This window comes from Rhizobium sp. ZK1 (assembly GCF_047782645.1).
In the GTDB taxonomy this organism is placed as follows: Bacteria; Pseudomonadota; Alphaproteobacteria; order Rhizobiales; family Rhizobiaceae; genus Rhizobium.
Map to the genome: position 1 here is coordinate 2,931,126 of NZ_CP180586.1, position 18,404 is coordinate 2,949,529.

Annotated in this window: 17 protein-coding genes; 10 read left to right on the forward strand and 7 right to left on the reverse strand. The window is 60.4% G+C overall.

Going from position 1 to position 18,404, the window contains the following annotated elements; genetic code table 11:
- Window positions 1–69: 69 nt before the first annotated feature.
- Complete coding sequence (locus tag ACK9YZ_RS15095; protein WP_416064351.1) at window positions 70–1,332, reverse strand: RNA polymerase sigma factor; 1,263 nt, start codon at window positions 1,330–1,332, stop codon at window positions 70–72.
- On the reverse strand, window positions 1,329–1,703 hold the full coding sequence (locus ACK9YZ_RS15100) for a YciI family protein (protein ID WP_183731850.1): 375 nt from the start codon (window positions 1,701–1,703) through the stop codon (window positions 1,329–1,331). The genes ACK9YZ_RS15095 and ACK9YZ_RS15100 overlap by 4 nt, the downstream gene beginning before the upstream one ends.
- A gap of 299 nt (window positions 1,704–2,002) precedes the next feature.
- On the opposite strand from ACK9YZ_RS15100, the gene ACK9YZ_RS15105 reads away from it, so the two are divergent.
- Window positions 2,003–2,869, forward strand: coding sequence for a hypothetical protein (locus ACK9YZ_RS15105; RefSeq protein ID WP_416064352.1), 867 nt, complete (start codon window positions 2,003–2,005; stop codon window positions 2,867–2,869).
- A gap of 49 nt (window positions 2,870–2,918) precedes the next feature.
- Here the strand turns inward: ACK9YZ_RS15105 and ACK9YZ_RS15110 are convergent, their stop codons facing one another.
- Complete coding sequence (locus ACK9YZ_RS15110) at window positions 2,919–3,560, reverse strand: HD domain-containing protein (RefSeq protein ID WP_416064353.1); 642 nt, start codon at window positions 3,558–3,560, stop codon at window positions 2,919–2,921.
- A gap of 117 nt (window positions 3,561–3,677) precedes the next feature.
- On the opposite strand from ACK9YZ_RS15110, the gene ACK9YZ_RS15115 reads away from it, so the two are divergent.
- The gene (locus ACK9YZ_RS15115; RefSeq protein ID WP_416064354.1) at window positions 3,678–4,649 is read left to right on the forward strand and encodes a GlxA family transcriptional regulator; all 972 of its coding nucleotides are present in this window, start codon (window positions 3,678–3,680) and stop codon (window positions 4,647–4,649) included.
- Window positions 4,650–4,653: 4 nt separating this feature from the next.
- On the opposite strand, the gene glpK is transcribed toward ACK9YZ_RS15115, so the two are convergent.
- Window positions 4,654–6,147, reverse strand: coding sequence for a glycerol kinase GlpK (gene glpK / locus ACK9YZ_RS15120; RefSeq protein WP_416064355.1), 1,494 nt, complete (start codon window positions 6,145–6,147; stop codon window positions 4,654–4,656).
- A gap of 178 nt (window positions 6,148–6,325) precedes the next feature.
- Here glpK and ACK9YZ_RS15125 point away from each other — a divergent pair, with 178 nt between their 5' ends.
- Genes ACK9YZ_RS15125 through xdhC form a run of 4 tightly spaced genes read left to right on the forward strand, consistent with a single transcriptional unit; the run spans window position 6,326 to window position 11,787 of the window.
- Complete coding sequence (locus tag ACK9YZ_RS15125; protein ID WP_416064356.1) at window positions 6,326–7,102, forward strand: 3-hydroxybutyrate dehydrogenase; 777 nt, start codon at window positions 6,326–6,328, stop codon at window positions 7,100–7,102.
- 28 nt (window positions 7,103–7,130) lie between these two features.
- A complete protein-coding gene (xdhA, locus tag ACK9YZ_RS15130) occupies window positions 7,131–8,597 on the forward strand; it encodes a xanthine dehydrogenase small subunit (protein ID WP_416064357.1) in 1,467 nt (488 codons plus the stop codon).
- The gene (gene xdhB / locus ACK9YZ_RS15135) at window positions 8,597–10,933 is read left to right on the forward strand and encodes a xanthine dehydrogenase molybdopterin binding subunit (protein WP_416066748.1); all 2,337 of its coding nucleotides are present in this window, start codon (window positions 8,597–8,599) and stop codon (window positions 10,931–10,933) included. Before xdhA ends, xdhB begins: the two co-directional genes overlap by 1 nt.
- A 2-nt stretch (window positions 10,934–10,935) precedes the next feature.
- Window positions 10,936–11,787 carry a xanthine dehydrogenase accessory protein XdhC gene (xdhC, locus tag ACK9YZ_RS15140; protein ID WP_416064358.1) on the forward strand — a complete coding sequence of 284 codons (852 nt, stop codon included), beginning with the start codon at window positions 10,936–10,938 and terminating at the stop codon, window positions 11,785–11,787.
- Here xdhC and ACK9YZ_RS15145 read toward each other — a convergent pair.
- Window positions 11,763–11,960, reverse strand: coding sequence for a hypothetical protein (locus tag ACK9YZ_RS15145; RefSeq protein ID WP_416066749.1), 198 nt, complete (start codon window positions 11,958–11,960; stop codon window positions 11,763–11,765). The genes xdhC and ACK9YZ_RS15145 overlap by 25 nt on opposite strands.
- A gap of 100 nt (window positions 11,961–12,060) precedes the next feature.
- Here ACK9YZ_RS15145 and ACK9YZ_RS15150 point away from each other — a divergent pair, with 100 nt between their 5' ends.
- Window positions 12,061–12,957: a LysR substrate-binding domain-containing protein gene (locus tag ACK9YZ_RS15150; protein WP_416064359.1), complete on the forward strand. Its 897-nt coding sequence runs from the start codon at window positions 12,061–12,063 to the stop codon at window positions 12,955–12,957.
- Window positions 12,958–12,993: 36 nt separating this feature from the next.
- Here the strand turns inward: ACK9YZ_RS15150 and ACK9YZ_RS15155 are convergent, their stop codons facing one another.
- A complete protein-coding gene (locus tag ACK9YZ_RS15155; RefSeq protein ID WP_216755466.1) occupies window positions 12,994–13,326 on the reverse strand; it encodes a hypothetical protein in 333 nt (110 codons plus the stop codon).
- A gap of 251 nt (window positions 13,327–13,577) precedes the next feature.
- Here ACK9YZ_RS15155 and ACK9YZ_RS15160 point away from each other — a divergent pair, with 251 nt between their 5' ends.
- Window positions 13,578–15,107, forward strand: a complete 1,530-nt coding sequence (locus ACK9YZ_RS15160) for a winged helix-turn-helix domain-containing protein (protein ID WP_416064360.1) — start codon at window positions 13,578–13,580, stop codon at window positions 15,105–15,107.
- Window positions 15,108–15,461: 354 nt separating this feature from the next.
- On the opposite strand, the gene ACK9YZ_RS15165 is transcribed toward ACK9YZ_RS15160, so the two are convergent.
- Complete coding sequence (locus ACK9YZ_RS15165) at window positions 15,462–15,656, reverse strand: hypothetical protein (RefSeq protein WP_216755469.1); 195 nt, start codon at window positions 15,654–15,656, stop codon at window positions 15,462–15,464.
- 166 nt (window positions 15,657–15,822) lie between these two features.
- Here ACK9YZ_RS15165 and ACK9YZ_RS15170 point away from each other — a divergent pair, with 166 nt between their 5' ends.
- Both ACK9YZ_RS15170 and guaD read left to right on the forward strand, forming a co-directional pair.
- Entirely contained in the window at window positions 15,823–17,061 is a 1,239-nt protein-coding gene (locus ACK9YZ_RS15170; RefSeq protein ID WP_216755470.1) for a urate hydroxylase PuuD, read from the forward strand.
- Window positions 17,058–18,380, forward strand: a complete 1,323-nt coding sequence (gene guaD / locus ACK9YZ_RS15175; RefSeq protein WP_216755471.1) for a guanine deaminase — start codon at window positions 17,058–17,060, stop codon at window positions 18,378–18,380. The genes ACK9YZ_RS15170 and guaD overlap by 4 nt, the downstream gene beginning before the upstream one ends.
- Window positions 18,381–18,404: the final 24 nt, after the last annotated feature.

The window sequence follows — 18,404 nt, forward strand, 5'->3', positions numbered from 1 at the left end:
AAGAATGCCCATGATCGGCATAGGCTGATAGTCGTCCATCGCGCGCTCAATTGCATTGCGCAATATACCCTACGGTTTTGCGGCTGGTTGCGCCGCATCTTCCTGCATCTTGTCGATCTGCCGGCGGATATGGGCAGCTTCCGCCGCCGAATGGGCAAGCGCAATGGCGCGGTCGAAGGCGAGGCGCGCCGGCGCGATGCGCCCGAGCTGCTTCAGCAGATTGCCGCGCAGACCATGGTAGTAGAAATAGCCGTCGAGCTTCTCATCGAGCTGCTCGATAAGATCGAGCGCCTCCTGCGGGCCATTCAGCTTTGAGACCACGACGGCTCGGTTGAGCGTCACCACGGGCGAGGGCTGGACACGTTCCAGCGCGCGGTAGAGGAGATCGATTTCCACCCAGTCGGTATCCTCAGCCCGCTTGGCACGCGAATGGACGGCAGCAATTGCCGCCTGCAGCTGGTAGGGACCGGGCCTGCGGTGACGCAGCGCCTTGTCGAGCAGCGCCAGCGCCTCGTTGATGAAGGGCTGGTTCCAGAGCGAGCGGTCCTGATCCTCGAGCAGCACGATCTCCCCTTCGGGGCTGAAGCGCGCCTGACGGCGGGAAATCTGTAGGAGCATCAGGGACAGCAGCCCCATCAGCTCCGGCTCGGCGGGGAAGATATGCAGCATCAGCCGCGCCAGCCGGATCGCCTCGTCGCTGAAGGCTGCCGCCTCCTGCTCCGGATCGGCCTGGCTGTAGCCCTCGTTGAAGATCAGATAGATCATCGTGCTGACGATCGTCAGACGCTCGGCCCTCTCCTGTGGGCTCGGCGTTTCAAAGGGCACGCCGGCCTTCGCCACCCGCGCCTTGGCGCGCGTGATGCGTTGTTCCATGGCGGTTTCGGATACGAGGAAGGCACGGGCGATCTGCGAGACCGACAGGCCGGAGACGATGCGCAGAGCCAGCGCGATCTGCTGCGTGGCAGGCAGGTCCGGATGGCAGCAGATGAAGAGCAGCCGCAGGATGTCGTCGCGATAGTGGGAATCGTCCAGCCGATCGGCAATATCGCTTTCGGCATCCTCCCTATCCGAAATCTGATCCTCGTCCGGCAGCGCCTGGATCTTCGCGCGCTTGCGCACCGCATCGATGCCGCTGTTGCGGCCGACGAAGATCAGCCAGGCCGTCGGATCGCGTGGCGGCCCCTTTTCCGGCCATGTCCGGATCGCCCTCAGGCACGCCTCCTGAAACGCCTCTTCCGCAGTATCGAGATTGCGGAAATAGCGCAGAAGCGCGCCGAGCGCCTTCGGCCGGGCCGAGGCAAGCGCGAGGTCGATCCAGGCAATGTCTGTCATGATGCGATCTCTCCCGGCCTGAACGTGTAGAACGGCCGTATTTCGTAAGAGGTGGAACCCGGATTGACCGCCGAAAGCTGTTTCGAGAAGGCGATCGCCTCATCCAGCGTTTCGAAATCAACCGTATAGAAGCCGAGAAGCGCCTCTTTCGTTTCCGCAAACGGACCATCGACAACGAAGGCCTCGTCCCTGCCCTTGCGCACGGTCGCTGCGGTCGTCGTCGGCATCAGCCGGCCGGTCGGGCCGAGCTTGCCGGCAGCGGCAAGCGGCTCGATCACGGCATGGAGATTTCCCATGACGGCAGCCTCTTCCTCCTCGGTCCAGGCAAAAACGGTTTCCTCATTGGCGTAGCAAAGGATTGCGTAAAGCATCGGTAACTCCTCTTTCCGAATGACGAAGGAGTAACCGTTTGGCCGACAGGCCGCATCAAAAAATTACGATTGGGAAAATCAGTGAATCTGATCGAAGCGCTGCGGTTAGCCTATGACGGGGCTCCGAAATCCACGCCATCGAGTTGCCTAATTTGGCCCTGAGAGCTGTCGGCGCTTTCCATCACTTTTCCATTCGAGACCCCCGTGAACAAATCTCAGAAACTTCTCGCGGCGCTTACCACCCTTGTATTGTCGACACAGCTGTCCATGCCGCTTCCAACCCGGAGAACTTTCTCTATATGGGTTCCGGCGACCTCGCAGGCGCAAAGGCGAAACTCGCCCGGCCGGATATCGGCGGCGTGCAGGTTGTCTATAACTGGAAAAGCCTGGAAACGGCGAAGGGCCAGTATGATTTTTCGGCGATCGAGCAGGACCTGGCCATCGCCAGAAGTCTGAACAAGAAGATGTTCATCCAGATGCAGGACCGCTTCTTCAATCCGAAGGCGCGCAACATCCCCGACTATATGCTGACCGAACCGGAATATGATGGCGGCCTGACCCCGCAATTCGATAATCCCGGAGAAAACAAGCCAGTCGGTTCCGGCTGGGTCGCTCAGCAATGGAACCCGGCGGTTCGCACCCGCTACCAGGCGCTGTTAAAGGCGCTCGCCGAAAAGTTCGACGGCCAGGTCTACGGCATCAACTTGCCGGAAACCTCCATCGACCTCGATCCCAAGCATGAACCAAAGGGTTTCTCCTGCGAAGCCTATTTCTCCGCCGAGATCGAAAACCTTGCCTTCGCCCGCAAGGCCTTCGAAAAGTCGCTGGTCGTGCAATATGTGAACTTCTGGCCCTGCGAATGGGAGAACGACCACAACTATATGGGCCGCCTCTTCGATTTCGCCGAAAAGAACAATGTCGGCCTCGGCGGCCCCGATATCGTGCCGAACCGCAAGGCGCAGATGAAGAACTCTTATCCCTTCTTCAACAAGTACAAGGGCAAGCTCAGCTATGTCGGCCTCGCAGTGCAGGAGCCGACGCTGACCTACAGGAACCCCGCGACCAAGAAGCCCTTCACCAAGGAAGAGTTCACCGCCTTCGCAAAGGACTATCTCGGCGCCGACGTGATCTTCTGGAGCATGGCAACGCCTTGGCTGAAGAAATGACAAGAACAGTCAGGCGGCCGCCAAGCCGCCTGCCACAGCTCCCCCTGACTTAGCCGCCCCAGGCCGAATTGCGGATCACGCTGCAGAAATTACCTCTGTGGAAATGTGGCTCCTTGTCGGCGATCACATCCGCCTTCACATTGCCGAAGGTCGTTTGCGGCTTGTGCTTGATGCCGTCATAGAAGGTCTGGATGATATCCTCCTTGAAATTCGGCGTGCGTGGATGCGCGTCCACCACCGCCTCACGGTCGACATCGCCGAAGCCGTGATAGTCGATGCCGAGAACATCCATTTCCACGCCTGCCGTCACCAAGGCCACGACCGGGTGCATATGCTGCGGAATGCCGGGCGTCGTATGCAGCGCGATAGCCGTCCAGACGGTGTCGATATCGACCTGCGAGATACCGTAACTTTTCAAGAAATCACGAGCAGCATTGGCGCCGTCGACCTCGAAACGCTCGTGCTCCGAACTATGCTGGTGCGTCAGCCCCATGTCATGGAACATGGCGCCTGCATAAAGCAGTTCCGGGTCAAAATTCAGCCCGCGGCGTTTGCCCGAGAGCGCACCGAAATAATAGACCCGGCTGGAATGATGAAAGAGCAGCGGCGATTCCGTGTCCCTGACAAGTTCGGTAATGTCGCGTGCCAGCTTGCTGTCGGGAATGCTGATGCCGCCGATCGTCAATATCATCGTCTTTCTCCTTGATGGTGGATGTCAAGGAGCGTAAAAGCGGACGAGAATGTCAGCAATCGACGCTATCCGGCATTTTCTGCCAAAAACATTCCGCTGCGGACATGAGGCCGTCAGATGAAGCCCCGGACCATCGCCATCCTTGCCGTTCCCGGCGTCCAGCTTCTGGATGTTTCCGGCCCCCTCGATGTTTTTGCCGAAGCTAACCTGCAGAGCGACAGGCAAGTTTATCGCCCCGCCGTCATCGCCGCCACGCACGGCCATATCCGCAGTTCTTCCGGCATCCGCCTGGTCGCCGATTATACGATCGAGGATGAGACCGGTCCGCTCGATACGCTGCTTGTCGCCGGCTGTCCCAATTCGGCTGAGATCGAGCATGATGCAAAGCTGTTGGCATGGCTCGGCAAGGCTGCACCCGGCGCCCGCCGTTACGGCTCGGTCTGCAGCGGCGCATTCCTGCTCGCGTCCGCCGGCCTGCTAGACGGCCGCCGGGTAACCACGCACTGGGCCGTCGCAGAGAGGTTGAGACAGGCCTATCCCGCCGTGACGGTCGAGGAGGACGCCATCCATGTGGCCGACGGGCAGTTGAGAACCGCTGCCGGCGTCACAGCGGGACTGGATCTTGCTCTCTCCCTAGTCGAAGAGGATCTCGGCCGTAACGTGGCGATGCGTATCGCAGCCCAGCTCGTCATGTTCTTCAAGCGCCCCGGCGGCCAGATGCAGTTCAGCCGCAAGGGCGAAGCCGTTCCCGCCGGACGCTCGGCCCTTCAGGAAGTACAGCGCTGGATAGCAGCCAATCCCGCTGCCGACCATAGCGTCGCCGAACTCGCCCGCCGGATGGAACTCAGCCCCCGGCATTTCGCCCGTCTATTTCGCGATGAAGTCGGCATGACGCCGGCAGCCTGGGTCGAATCTACCCGCATTGCCGCCGCCCGCCGGCTGCTCGAAAGCGGCCATGCGCCGAAACAGGTGGCCAGCGAATGCGGCTTTGCCGATGACGACACCTTGCGCCGCGCCTTCACTCGCCATCTCGGCGTGACACCTGCGGAATACCGCAAGCAATACGCGCACATGAGCCTGGTGAGCTGAGCGATCAGAGTTCGCTCAGCGTCCGCTTTACCGCGTTCTTCCATCCCTTGAGCTTCGCAGCGCGCATCTTGTCGTCCATGGCGGGTTCGAAGCGCCGGTCCCGCTTCCAGGTGGCCGAGAACGTCTGCCGATCCGGCCAGACGCCGGCCCTGCTACCGGCAAGCCATGCCGCTCCGAGCGCCGTCGTCTCCAGAATGACGGGCCGATCGACCGGTGCTTCCAGCAGGTCGGCGAGCCGCTGCATCGTCCAGTCGGAGGCAACCATGCCACCGTCGACGCGCAGTACCGTATTGTCGGTGCCGTTCTTCCAATCCTTCTGCATGGCCTCCAGCAGGTCGCGCGTCTGGTAGCAGACAGCTTCCAGCGCCGCGCGGGAAAGCTCTGCCGATCCGCTGTTGCGCGTCAGGCCGTAGATCGCACCGCGCGCCTTGGCATCCCAATGCGGCGCGCCAAGGCCGGTAAAGGCCGGCACGAGATAGACTTCCTGCGTCGGATCGGATTTTTCCGCCAGATCACTCGTATCGGATGCCCTGTCGATGATGCCAAGGCCATCGCGCAACCACTGAACCGCCGCCCCGGCAATGAAGATCGAGCCCTCCAGTGCATAGGTCGTTTCACCGTTCAGGCGATAGGCAATCGTCGTCAGCAGCCGGTTTTTCGAACGCACCATGTCGCTGCCGGTATTCAGCAGCGCGAAGCAGCCTGTCCCATAGGTCGATTTCAGCATGCCCGGCTCGAAGCAGGCCTGGCCGATCGTCGCCGCCTGCTGGTCGCCGGCAACACCGAGGATCGGGATGGCTGCGCCGAAAAGCTCCGGATCGACGGTGCCGAAATCATCGGCGCAATCCTTCACTTCAGGCAGCATGGCGGCCGGTACGCGCAGGATGTCGAGCAGATCCGCATCCCATTCATTGGTGGCGATATTGAACATCAGCGTGCGCGACGCATTGGTCGCGTCTGTGACAAAACTCTTGCCGCCCGTCAGCCGCCAGATGAGGAAGGTATCGATCGTGCCGAAGCAGAGATCGCCACGCGCCGCCCTTGCGCGCGCGCCCTTCACATTGGCGAGCATCCAGGAGAGCTTCGTTCCCGAGAAATATGGATCGAGAATGAGACCGGTCTTTTTCGTGAAGGTGCGCTCCAGATCCTGCCGCTTGAGATTGTCGCAATAGCTTGCTGTGCGCCGGTCCTGCCAGACGATGGCATTCTGGATCGGCTTGCCGGTTTCGCGCTCCCAGACGACGACGGTCTCGCGCTGGTTGGTGATGCCGAGTGCGGCAATATCCTTGGCCGTCACCTTGGCTTCGCGTAGTGCCATATGGATGGTGGAAACGACCGAATCCCAGATTTCCTCGGGATCGTGCTCCACCCAGCCGGATCGCGGATAGATCTGTGTGAATTCCTTCTGGCCCATGCCGGCGATCTTCATGTCGCCGTCGAAGACGATCGCCCGCGTCGAAGTCGTTCCCTGATCGACCGCCAGAACATATCCACCCATGCGATTCCTCCCGCTGCATGCTGTTGTCGTGGCAAATCAATAGGGCAGGTCCGCCTGGCTTGGAAGGGCGTAAGTGGCGGCGCCCCTCAGCCACTTCCCGATTGCCAGCCCGCCGCCTTTGGGCATAACCTCGCTTCAACGTTGCAATGCAGCATCTCATAGTCAGGAAGGAAGAAGCATGAGCAGATCAGTCGTCGTCACCGGGTCCACCAGCGGCATCGGGCTTGCGATTGCCACTGCCTTTGCCGCCAGGGGCGACAACGTCGTCATCAACGGCTTCGGAAAAGAATATGAAATCAATGATATAGTCGGGCGCCTTGAATCATCGTCGAAAGCGAAGGCACTCTATCACCCGGCTGACATGACGAAGCCATCAGAGATTGCCGATCTGATCGAAACTGCGGCTAAGACCTTCGGGACGGTCGATGTCCTCGTCAACAATGCCGGCATCCAGCATGTCGAAAAGATCGAAGATTTCCCGATCGAGAAGTGGGACCAGATCATCGCCATCAATCTGTCCAGCTCTTTCCATACGATGCGTGCTGCGATCCCGCTGATGAAAGCGAAAAAACATGGCCGCATCATCAACATCGCTTCGGCACATGCCTTGGTCGCGTCGCCCTTCAAATCTGCCTATGTAGCGGCAAAACATGGTATGTTAGGCTTAACGAAGACGGCAGCGCTCGAGCTTGCCGAATTCGGCGTGACTGTAAACGCCATCTGCCCCGGCTACGTGCTGACCCCGCTGGTCGAAAAGCAGATCCCGGATACCGCCAAGGCGCGCGGCATGACCGAGGAACAGGTCAAGACCGAAGTCATCCTCAAGGCGCAGCCGACGCATGAATTCGTCAAGGCCGAGGAGATCGGCGCGCTCGCCCTCTACCTCGCAAGCGAGGAAGCCCGACAGGTAACCGGTACGCATATCTCGATTGACGGGGGCTGGACGGCGGCATAACCATTTTGGAAAAACAACCGGGAACATCATGAACGACAGCATCCGCTTCATCCTCAATGGCGAGGACGTTTCCTTGGAGAACGTCCGGCCGACCGAGACTCTTCTTGATTTTCTCCGGCTGAAGCGGCGACTGACGGGCACGAAGGAAGGCTGCGCCGAGGGTGATTGCGGCGCCTGCACCGTGCTGGTCGGCCGGCTGATCGACGGCAAGCTTTTCTATGAATCCGTCAATGCCTGCATCCGCTTCATCGGCTCCCTTCAGGGCACCCATGTCGTGACGATCGAGCATCTGGCGGCTAGAGACGGCACGCTGCATCCGGTGCAGCAGGCCATGGTCGATTGCCACGGTTCGCAATGCGGCTTCTGCACACCCGGTTTCGTCATGTCCCTCTACGGCCTCTGGCTCTCCAACGAGAAGCCCGACCGTGCCGAGATCGAACAGGCGCTCCAGGGCAATCTCTGTCGCTGCACCGGCTACGAGCCCATCGTCAAGGCAGCCGAACAGGTGAGCCTGCAGCGCCCGAGCACGCTCTTCGATCCCTTGGAAAAGACCCGCGCCGAAATCATCGCCCGCCTCTGGGCCATGCAGGCCTCGGAAACGCTGACGGTGACGTCGGAAGAAGGCCGTCTGATCGTGCCGCGCTCCCTGGAGGCACTGGCGAAGATCCTGGCCGCAGAACCCACAGCAACGATCGTTGCCGGCTCGACCGATGTCGGCCTCTGGGTCACCAAGCAGATGCAGCAACTGAACCCCGTTGTCTTCATCAATCACCTGACGGAGCTTCAGTCGATCACCGCAGGCGAGACCGGCATCACCATCGGCGCCGGCGTCACCTATACCCGCGCCTTGGAGACCATTGCCTGGAAAATTCCGACCGTTGCCCGCCTCATCACCCGCATCGGCGGCGAACAGGTCCGCAATATGGGCACGATCGGCGGCAATATCGCCAACGGTTCGCCGATCGGCGACAGCCCGCCGCCGCTGATTGCACTCGGCGCACAACTGACGTTGCGCTCGACCGCGGGCACGCGCACGCTTCCGCTCGAAGATTACTTCATCGCCTATGGAAGGCAGGACCGCAGGCGCGACGAATTCGTCGAAAGCCTGTTCGTGCCTTATCCGACCGCCGACGCGAAATTTGCCGTCTACAAGATCAGCAAACGCCGCGACGAGGATATCACCGCCGTCCTCGGTGCCTTCCATCTGGTGCTGGATGAGACAGAACACGTTACCGACATCCGTATCGCTTTCGGCGGCATGGCCGCAACGCCGAAGCGCGCCCGCAGCGTCGAGGCAGAACTGATCGGCAAGATCTGGAATGAAGCGACCGTCGAGGCCGCCCGCCCCGCCTTCGATGCCGATTTCCAGCCGCTGACGGACTGGCGCGCAACTGCTGAATACCGCCAGTTGACGGCCAAGAACCTGCTGACGCGGTTTTACCTCGAAACGGTCGGTGCGCCCGCCGAACTGAAGCGGTTCGAGGAGGTGGCATGATGGACAAGTCCACCTTCGAGGAACGCAAGCTCATCAACGGCCAGATGCATGTCTCGCTGCGCCATGATTCAGCGCATAAGCATGTCACCGGAAGTGCCGATTATATCGACGATATTCCTGAACCGTCCGATCTGCTGCACGGCGCACTCGGCCTGTCCGACCGCGCCCATGCCGAGATTGTCTCGATGGATCTGTCCGAGGTCCAGACCTATCCCGGGGTCGTCTGGGTCTTCACCGGCAAGGACATTCCCGGCGTCAACGACGTTAGCTCCAACGGCAGCCATGACGAACCGCTGCTTGCCGAAACTCTGGTTCAATTCCACGGCCAGCCAATCTTCGCGGTGATCGCCCAAACCCGCCAGATTGCGCGGCGCGCTGCCCGCAAGGCGAAGATCGAATATCGCGACCTGCCGCACTGGAGCGATATCGATGGGGCTATTGAAAATGGCAGCCCGCTTGTCATCACGCCGATGACGCTGAAGCGCGGCGATCCGGAAACGGAAATGGCCAACGCCCCGCGCCGGCTGACGGGCCGCATGCGCATCGGCGGCCAGGAGCATTTCTATCTCGAAAGCCATATCGCCATGGCGATCCCAGGCGAGGATGATGAGGTTGCTGTCTGGTCGTCCACACAGCACCCGAGCGAAATCCAGCATATCGTCGGACATGTGCTGCACATCCCCTCGAACGCCGTGACCGTGAACGTGCGCCGCATGGGCGGCGGCTTCGGCGGCAAGGAAACGCAAGGCAACCAGTTCGCGGCCCTTGCGGCAATCGCCGCCAAGAAACTGAAGCGCGCCATCAAGTTCCGTCCGGATCGCGACGAGGATATGAGCGCCACCGGCAAGCGCCACGACTTCCGTGTCGATTACGAACTCGGCTTCGATGAGGAAGGCCGCATCCACGCCGTCGACGCCACCTATTCGGCCCGCTGCGGCTTCTCTTCCGACCTGTCAGGCCCGGTCACCGACCGCGCCCTCTTCCACGCCGATTCCAGCTATTTCTACCCGCATGTGCATCTGACCTCGCAGCCGCTGAAGACGCATACCGTCTCCAACACCGCCTTCCGCGGTTTCGGCGGCCCGCAGGGCATGCTCGGTGCCGAGCGCTTCATCGAGGAGATCGCCTATGCCGTCGGCAAGGATCCGCTCGATATCCGCAAGCTGAATTTCTACGGCCAGACGGGTTCGGGGCGCACGACCACGCCCTATCATCAGGAGGTCGAGGACAATATCATCGCCCGCGTGGTCGAGGAGTTGGAGGACAGCGCCGATTACCGCGCCCGCCGCAACGCCATCGTCGCCTTCAACCGCGACAGCCGCTATATCCGCAAGGGCATCGCCCTGACGCCGGTCAAATTCGGCATCTCCTTCACCATGACCGCCTTCAACCAGGCCGGCGCGCTCGTCCATATCTATCAGGACGGCTCGATCCACCTGAACCATGGCGGCACCGAAATGGGCCAGGGCCTCTACACCAAGGTGGCGCAGGTTCTTGCCGACAGTTTCCAGGTCGATATCGACAGGGTGAAGATCACGGCGACGACGACTGGCAAGGTGCCGAATACCTCGGCCACCGCCGCTTCTTCCGGTTCGGACCTGAACGGCATGGCCGCCTTCGATGCAGCCCGTCAGCTCAAGGAACGACTTGTCGCCTTTGCCGCGGAGAAATGGGGCGTTCCGGCCTCGGAAGTCATCTTCCTGCCTAACCGTGTGCGGGTCGGAGACATCGAAGTCCCCTTCCCCGATTTCATCAAGCAGGCCTATTTCGCCCGGGTGCAGCTCTCAGCCGCCGGCTTCTACAAGACGCCGAAAATCCATTGGGACCGCAAGGCCGGCCGCGGCACGCCTTTCTACTATTTCGCCTATGGCGCCGCCTGCACCGAAGTGTCGATCGACACGCTGACCGGCGAATATCTCATCGACCGCACCGATATCCTGCATGATGTCGGCCGCTCGCTGAACCCGGCGATCGATATCGGCCAGGTCGAGGGCGCCTTCGTTCAGGGCATGGGCTGGCTGACGACGGAAGAACTCTGGTGGGATGACAAGGGCCGCCTGCGCACGCATGCGCCTTCCACCTACAAGATCCCGCTCGCCTCCGACCGGCCGAAGATCTTCAACGTGCGCCTGGCAGAATGGTCCGAAAATACCGAAGCGACGATCGGCCGCTCGAAAGCCGTCGGCGAGCCACCCTTCATGCTGGCGATCTCAGTGCTGGAGGCTCTTTCCATGGCTGTCGCGAGCGTCGCGAATTATCGCGTCTGCCCGCGTCTCGATGCGCCCGCAACGCCTGAACGCGTGCTGATGGCGGTCGAGAGGATGAAGAGGGTGTAACGATGACGCGGCGCGAAATCCTTTCCGGTTTTCTGCCCGGCAGCGACTTCCGCGCCTTCCTGGCCCTCCAGCCTGAAACGATCCTCGTCGAAGTATCCGGCACGCAAGGTTCGACGCCGCGCGAGGCCGGCACCTTCATGCTGGTCTCGGCAAGGAGCGTCTGGGGCACGATCGGCGGCGGCCAGTTCGAATTCATCGCCATCGGCAATGCCCGCGAGATGCTTGCCGGCACCGGCGGCACGGAGATGATGGATATTCCGCTCGGACCGGAAATCGGCCAGTGCTGCGGCGGCCGCACGCAACTGCGCTTCCGGCCTGTGACGGATACGGTCAGGGATGAACTGGAGAAGAAACAGGAAGAAGAAACAGAACGTCTGCCCGAGGTCTATGTCTTCGGTGCCGGCCATGTCGGCCGTGCCTTAGCCGCATCCCTTGCTCCACTGCCGCTCTCGGTCACCGTCATCGAAACCCGTCGGGATGAGCTTGCCAATCTTCCCGCTTCGACGAAAAGCCGGTTGGTGCCGATGCCCGAAGCCTTGGTGAAAGACATGCCCGCTGGCGCGGCGCTCGTCATCCTCACCCACGATCATGCACTGGATTTCCTGATTGCTCGCGAGGCGCTTGCCCGCACCGATTTTGCCTATGTCGGCATGATCGGTTCTGCGACCAAGCGCGCCACCTTTGCAAGCTGGCTTTCCCGCGAGGCAGGCGGCGAGCGCTCCTGGCTCGATCGCCTCACTTTGCCGATCGGCGGATCGGCGGTGAAGGACAAACGCCCCGAAGTGATCGCCGCCGTGACAGCAGCCGAAATCCTGACCGCACTTTCCGCCTATCGCAACCGATCGTCCTCGTAACGCGGATCGCGTCCATCCAGGAAACCGAGATCGCGCTTGATGCGATCGGGTGTGACGTCCATGTCCAGCTGCGGCATCCGGCTGCCGATCCCCCGGGTCAGCCGGCGGATGAGGACAGTGATCAATGCCTCTTTTGCGAGGGAACGGCGTTCTTCGATAGCTTGGCAATCCATGACATCACCTTGATGGTTTGATGAGATGATTGCAGTTTGCCGGGAAAAATGCTGCAATTCCAATCGAACAACCGTCTGCATCCATAAAGAGAATTTATCCATGAAACTGTCGAAGCAGTTCCCGCTGAACGCGCTGCGCGTCTTCGAAGCCGTGGCCCGGCTCGGTAGTTTCACCAAGGCAGGCGACGAACTCGGCATGACGCAAACCGCCGTCAGCTATCAGATCAAGCTCCTGGAGGAGAATATCGGCGAGCCGCTCTTCCTGCGCCGTCCGCGTCAGATCGAGCTGACGGAAGCGGGCAAACATCTGGCACCTAAGGTCTCCGAAGCATTCAACATCCTGATCGAAGCCATGGCTTCGATGCGCAAGGCAACCGAGGAAACGCTGACGATTCATTCGACTGCGACCTTCGCCCAGCAATGGCTTTCGCGCTGCATCGGCGCGTTCCAGCTGCAGTTTCCCGATATCGCCGTCAGGCTCGTCACCTCGGGCAACATCGTCGACTTTCAGAAAGAGGCGGCCGATGTCGCGATCCGCTGGGGTCGCGGCGATTGGCCGGGCCTCATCAGCCATTGCATCATGAAGCTTGATTTCGCCCCCATGCTGAGCCCGAAGCTCGCGGCCGAAATCGGTGGCGTTCACGAGCCCGCAGATCTTCTGAAACTGCCCCTGATCAGCGCCGGCGATCCGTGGTGGGCGCAATGGTTTGCTGCCGCCGGCGTCAAGGATGCCGATCTCTCGCGCTATCCGAAAAGCGAATTCGGCACGCAGATCCTCGATGCCAGCATCGCCATGGCTGGAGGCGGTGTTGCCATGCTCAACCCAGGTCATTTCCAGGAAGACGTTGCCACCGGAAGGCTCTATCAGCCCTTCGAACTGACCGGCAACGACGGGCGCGACTATTGGCTGGCCTATCCCGAAAATAGGCGCAACGTTCCGAAAATCAGAAACTTCCGGAAATGGCTGCTGGAAAAATTCAATGTCGAGCAGGATTGAACTCGTCGCGCGAACGCGACAGATCTTAAATCTCGCTCAATAGCCCATCTCGGGCGCATAGAAACATCGCGGCGTATCCTCGTTCGGGAACAGGCAGAGATGGTAATCGCTGTCGCCCGAATGCATCGCCTTGGTCATCGGCAGCAGAAAGACATGGTAGCGCGTCACAAGTCGGTGATCGCCAGGCTTCAGCGTCAAACGATAACCATCCGGCGTGATGGCAACGGCCTTGGACGGGATCATCTGGCAATCGCCGGTTTCGGCATTTCCATTGCAACAATAGGGGTCGTAACTCCACCCAGTACCGGCGTCGTGGGCTGTCGCGAACGACGCATATGCAATCATCACGCATGTCAGAATGCTGCGCATGGGCATCTTCTCCGTCGATGAATGCGCCGCCGGTCTTTAGCGGTTTTCCACCTCATCCCGGCGGCTGCGTTTAAAAACTGTAACCCAAATTTCACATTTCAAGGAATCGGCTGTTCCACATTGGAGCATCAGCAGTGGATAAAATGCCGCAGAAATCGGCGATTTTTTAAGGCATACGAATGACACGCCCGCTCCACAGCGCAGCGCACAACCAGATTGCCACCTCAAATTGCGCGGATATAAATAATCTGATGGAAGAGCAGCGATATGCTTTCGGCCGTTTCACGCTCGACCCCGGCAGCGGCATGCTGCGACGGGACGGCCAGCCAGTTGCGCTCGGCCAGCGTGCGATTTCACTGCTCAAGGCACTGCTCGACGCCGACGGACGCCCGGTCGGAAAGGACGCGTTGATCGAAGCGGGCTGGCCGGGACTGATGGTCGAGGAAGGCAATCTTTCGGTACAGATCGCGCATCTGCGCAAGGCGCTCGGACAGCGGCCGGACGGGCAGGAATGGATCGTCACGCTGCCGCGCCTCGGCTATCGCCTTTTCAGGAGCCAGGCGCCGCTCGCCGATATCGGGGACGACGTGTTCCCTTCGCTCGCGGTGCTGCCCTTCGAAAATCTCAGCGGTGATCCTGAACAACAATATTTTGCCGATGGCATTGTCGATGACATCATAACGGCGCTCAGCCGCTTCAAATCCTTTGCCGTCATTGCCCGCAATACCAGCTTCGTCTACCGCGGCGCCGGCGACATCCGAAAGATCGCCGGCGAACTCGGCGTCAAATATGTGCTCGAAGGCAGCCTGCGCAAATCCGGCAACAGGCTGCGCATCTATGCCCGGTTGGTGGATGCCGCAGCCAATGTCCAGCTTTGGGCGCAAAGCTTCGACGGCGACCTCGAAGACGTCTTCGAGTTCCAGGACCGCATTACCGAATCCGTCGCCGTCGGGATCGAGCCGCATGTCCAGCGAGCCGAGTTGGAACGTGCGCGCCGGGAACGGCCCGGCAGCATCTCCGTCTACGACATCTGTCTGCAGGTCCTGCCGAAGATCTTGGCCGAAACCTCCGCTCAGAACGCGGAAGCCCATGCGCTGCTAACCGAAGCACTTGAGCGCGAGCCGGACAACGCCCGCATCCTGGGGCTAGCCTCTTATACGCTCGAACACCGCAGGACGATGGGTTGGCCGCCCTTTGGCCCGGATGACGCAGAAAAATGTGTCGCGCTCGCGCGCCGGGGCATCGAACTGGCGAGAGGCGACGCCACGATCATGGCCACCTGCGGCATGTCGCTCATTCAGGTCGGGCGTGAATATGATTGGGGCCTGGCGATCATGCAGGCCGCAGTCGACCTCAATCCGAACAGCCTTAACGTGGTCTTGAGGGCCGGAATTGCCCACCTTCATTGCGGCAATCTCGATCAGGCGCAGGAATATCTCATGCGCGCCCACCGCCTGAGCCCGCTTGATCCCTACGCCCACATCACCTTCAGTGGCCTCGCCGACATCGAGATGATCCGCGGCAATTACGAGCAATCGCTTCTCTGGGCGTCACGCTCTTTGGCGCTGAACCCGAATTTCGATCCAACGGTCTGGATTCTGATCACCGACAACATGCTTCTCGGACGGAAAGAAGAGGCAAAACGCTTCCTGCAGCATCTCCTGCGCATCGCGCCCGACAGCACGCTGGCAAGCATCGCGAGCGGACAGGCAACCAAAGTTCCCGAGCGCCTGGCCCTTGTCATCAACGGCCTGCGCGAGGCAGGCCTGCCGGAAGCTTAGGAATGTTTCGGCATTCTTTGGATCTTTTAGGCTGCTGCTAAAGGACCCGACGCAAGCAAGCGGGCCAATCTCCTTCCATCGCGCGCAAACAGCGCGCAGTGTGGGAGGTCCCCGATGCTATCGCCCTTGATGATCCTGTCGCTCGACCAAGGCAAGCTCACCCCTGCCCCACGGTCTGTCGGTCCATTCGATACCCGCCTGCTGGAGGACATTGCCGACTGTATCGTTGAGCCAGAGGTGCCAAGCTCAGCCGGTCCGCAGACCGCCGGACTAATGGCCTTTATCCGCAAAAGCTTGCGGTTCTGGCCGCGGACCCTTCCCGCTCAGCACAGCTGAACCGGCTGAAGCCGTAAACTAGTGCTTCTTCTGCTGCTGTTCGGCAGCCGCAACGCGGTTCAGCATCGCCACCATCTTTTTCTTGATCGAGCCGTAGGTGCCGAGTTCGAAATCGCAGCTGAAGCAGGTGATGATGTCGCTGTCGATCGGCTGCGGGCGCGGAAACTTCATGCGCGTGTTGCGGCACTTCGGGCAAGGGACTTCGATCTGCATGTTTCAGCGGCTCCTAATAGCGTCTCTGGCGATGCCTTAGCATATATGCCAAACCCAGCAAGCTCTTCCTGCAATGTCCACTGCGGGAAGAAACCCCACGATCCCCCTTTCTTCTCGTCAGAATTTCTCGCAATCTCACGAGTCGGAGGAAGAACAGGGGAACTGAATGTATGAATATGCCATAGCTTGGGAATGGCTGGCCTTTGCGGCGCGCTGGTTCCATGTCGTCACGGCGATTGCCTGGATTGGATCGTCCTTCTATTTCATTGCGCTCGACCTTGGTCTGGTGAAGCGCCCGCATCTGCCCGCCGGCGTCCATGGCGAGGAATGGCAGGTGCATGGTGGCGGCTTCTACCACATACAGAAATACCTGGTGGCGCCGGCCGAGATGCCGGAACACCTGACCTGGTTCAAATATGAGAGCTATTTCACCTGGCTCTCCGGCTTCCTGATGCTCTGCATCGTCTATTATGGTGGGGCCGATCTCTTCCTCATCGACCGCCATGTGCTCGATATTTCCAAGCCCGTCGCGATCCTGATCTCACTCGCGTCGCTCGGCTTCGGCTGGATCGTATACGACCTGCTCTGCAAGTCGCCGCTCGGCAAGAACACCTGGGGTCTGATGGCGGTGCTCTATGTCGTGCTGGTCTTCATGGCCTGGGGCTATACGCAGGTCTTCACCGGCCGCGCCGCCTTCCTGCATCTCGGCGCCTTCACCGCCACGATCATGTCGGCCAATGTCTTCATGATCATCATTCCCAACCAGAAGATCGTCGTCGCCGACCTGATCGCCGGCCGCACGCCGGATGCCAAATACGGCTACATGGCCAAGCAGCGTTCGCTGCATAACAACTACCTGACGCTGCCCGTCATCTTCTTCATGCTGTCGAATCACTATCCGCTGGCCTTCGGCACCGCCTTCAACTGGGTGATCGCAGCCCTCGTCTTTCTAATGGGTGTCACGATTCGACACTGGTTCAACACCACGCACGCCCGCAAGGGCCGGCCGACCTGGACCTGGATCGTCACAGTCGTGCTCTTCATCCTCATCATGTGGCTGTCGACCGTGCCCAAGCTGCTGACCGGCGAGGATCAGACCGTATCCGTCGCTCCAGCCTTCCAGCAATTTGCCGGCGATCCGCATTTTCCTGCGGTAAAGCAGTTGATCGGCACGCGCTGTTCCATGTGTCATGCGGCAGAACCGGTCTATGAAGGTATCGCCCGGCCGCCGAAGGGCGTAGTTTTGGAAAATGACGCAGAAATCGCCGCCCATGCGCGCGAAATCTATATACAGGCCGGCCGAAGCCATGCAATGCCGCCGGGCAACGTGACCGATATCACGCCCGACGAGCGCAGGCTGCTCGTCGCCTGGTTCGAAAGCGCAGTCGAAGGCAAACAAGAATGACCACAACACTTCTGCGCGGGCGCCTGCTCTCCTTCCGCCGCGCTCCGCTCAGCCTCGCCGATGGTGAGAGCTATTTTTACGAGACAGATGGTGGTCTGCTGATCGAAAATGGCATCATCGCCGCAATCGGCGCCTATGCTGACGTCAAGGCCAAGGCGCCTGTTGAGGTCGTCGAAATCGATCACCGTCCGCATCTGATCATGCCTGGTCTCATCGACATGCACCTGCATTTCCCGCAGATGCAGGTGATCGCCTCCTATGCCGCAAATCTGCTGGAATGGCTGAACACCTACACATTCCCGGAGGAATGCCGCTTCGTCGAAAGCGCCCATGCCGAGAGGATCGCCACGCATTTCTACGACGAGTTGATCCGCCACGGCACCACGACGGCCGTCGCCTATTGCTCTGTTCACAAGACTTCGGCCGACGCCTATTTCGCGGAAGCCATGCGCCGCAACATGCGCATGGTCGGCGGCAAGGTGATGATGGACCGCAACGCGCCGCAGGGCCTGCTCGATACACCTGAGATGGGCTACGACGAAACCCGGCAGGTGATTGCCGACTGGCACGGCAAGGGCCGCAACCACGTCGCCATCACGCCACGCTTTGCCATTACCTCGACACCGGCGCAGATGGAGGCGACGGCAGCGCTCGCCCGTGAATTTCCCGATCTTCACATCCAGACGCACCTCTCGGAAAACCACGACGAAATCAAATTCACCTGCGCGCTCTATCCTGATGCGACCGACTACACCGATATCTACGCCCGCTATGGCCTGCTTGGACCGAAGAGCCTCTTCGGCCACGCCATCCATCTTTCGGATCGTGAAGCAGATGCCATGAGCGAAAGCAGTGCAGTCGCCGTCCATTGCCCGACCTCGAACCTCTTCCTCGGCTCCGGCCTCTTCCCTCTGAAGGAGCTTGCCCGCCGGCACAAGCCGGTCCGTATCGGCGTTGCCACCGATATCGGCGGCGGTTCGAGCTATTCCATGCTGAAGACCATGGACGAGGCCTACAAGATCCAGCAGCTCCTGGGCGAACGCCTCAATCCGCTCGACAGCTATTATTACATGACGCTCGGCAATGCCGAGGCGCTGTCGCTGGCCGACAGGATCGGCACGCTGGAACCGGGTACGGACGCCGATATCGTCGTTCTCAACGCCGCCGCAACGCCAGCCATGGCCTTGAAAATGGAAGTGGTAAAGACATTGCCGGAGGAGCTTTTCCTGCTGCAGACCATGGGCGACGACCGCTCGGTGACCGAGACCTACGTGGCCGGCGTGGCGGTGAAGGGCCAGCTTTCCAAAACTGCCGGCTAAGGCAAAAACTGCCCTGGAATCAAA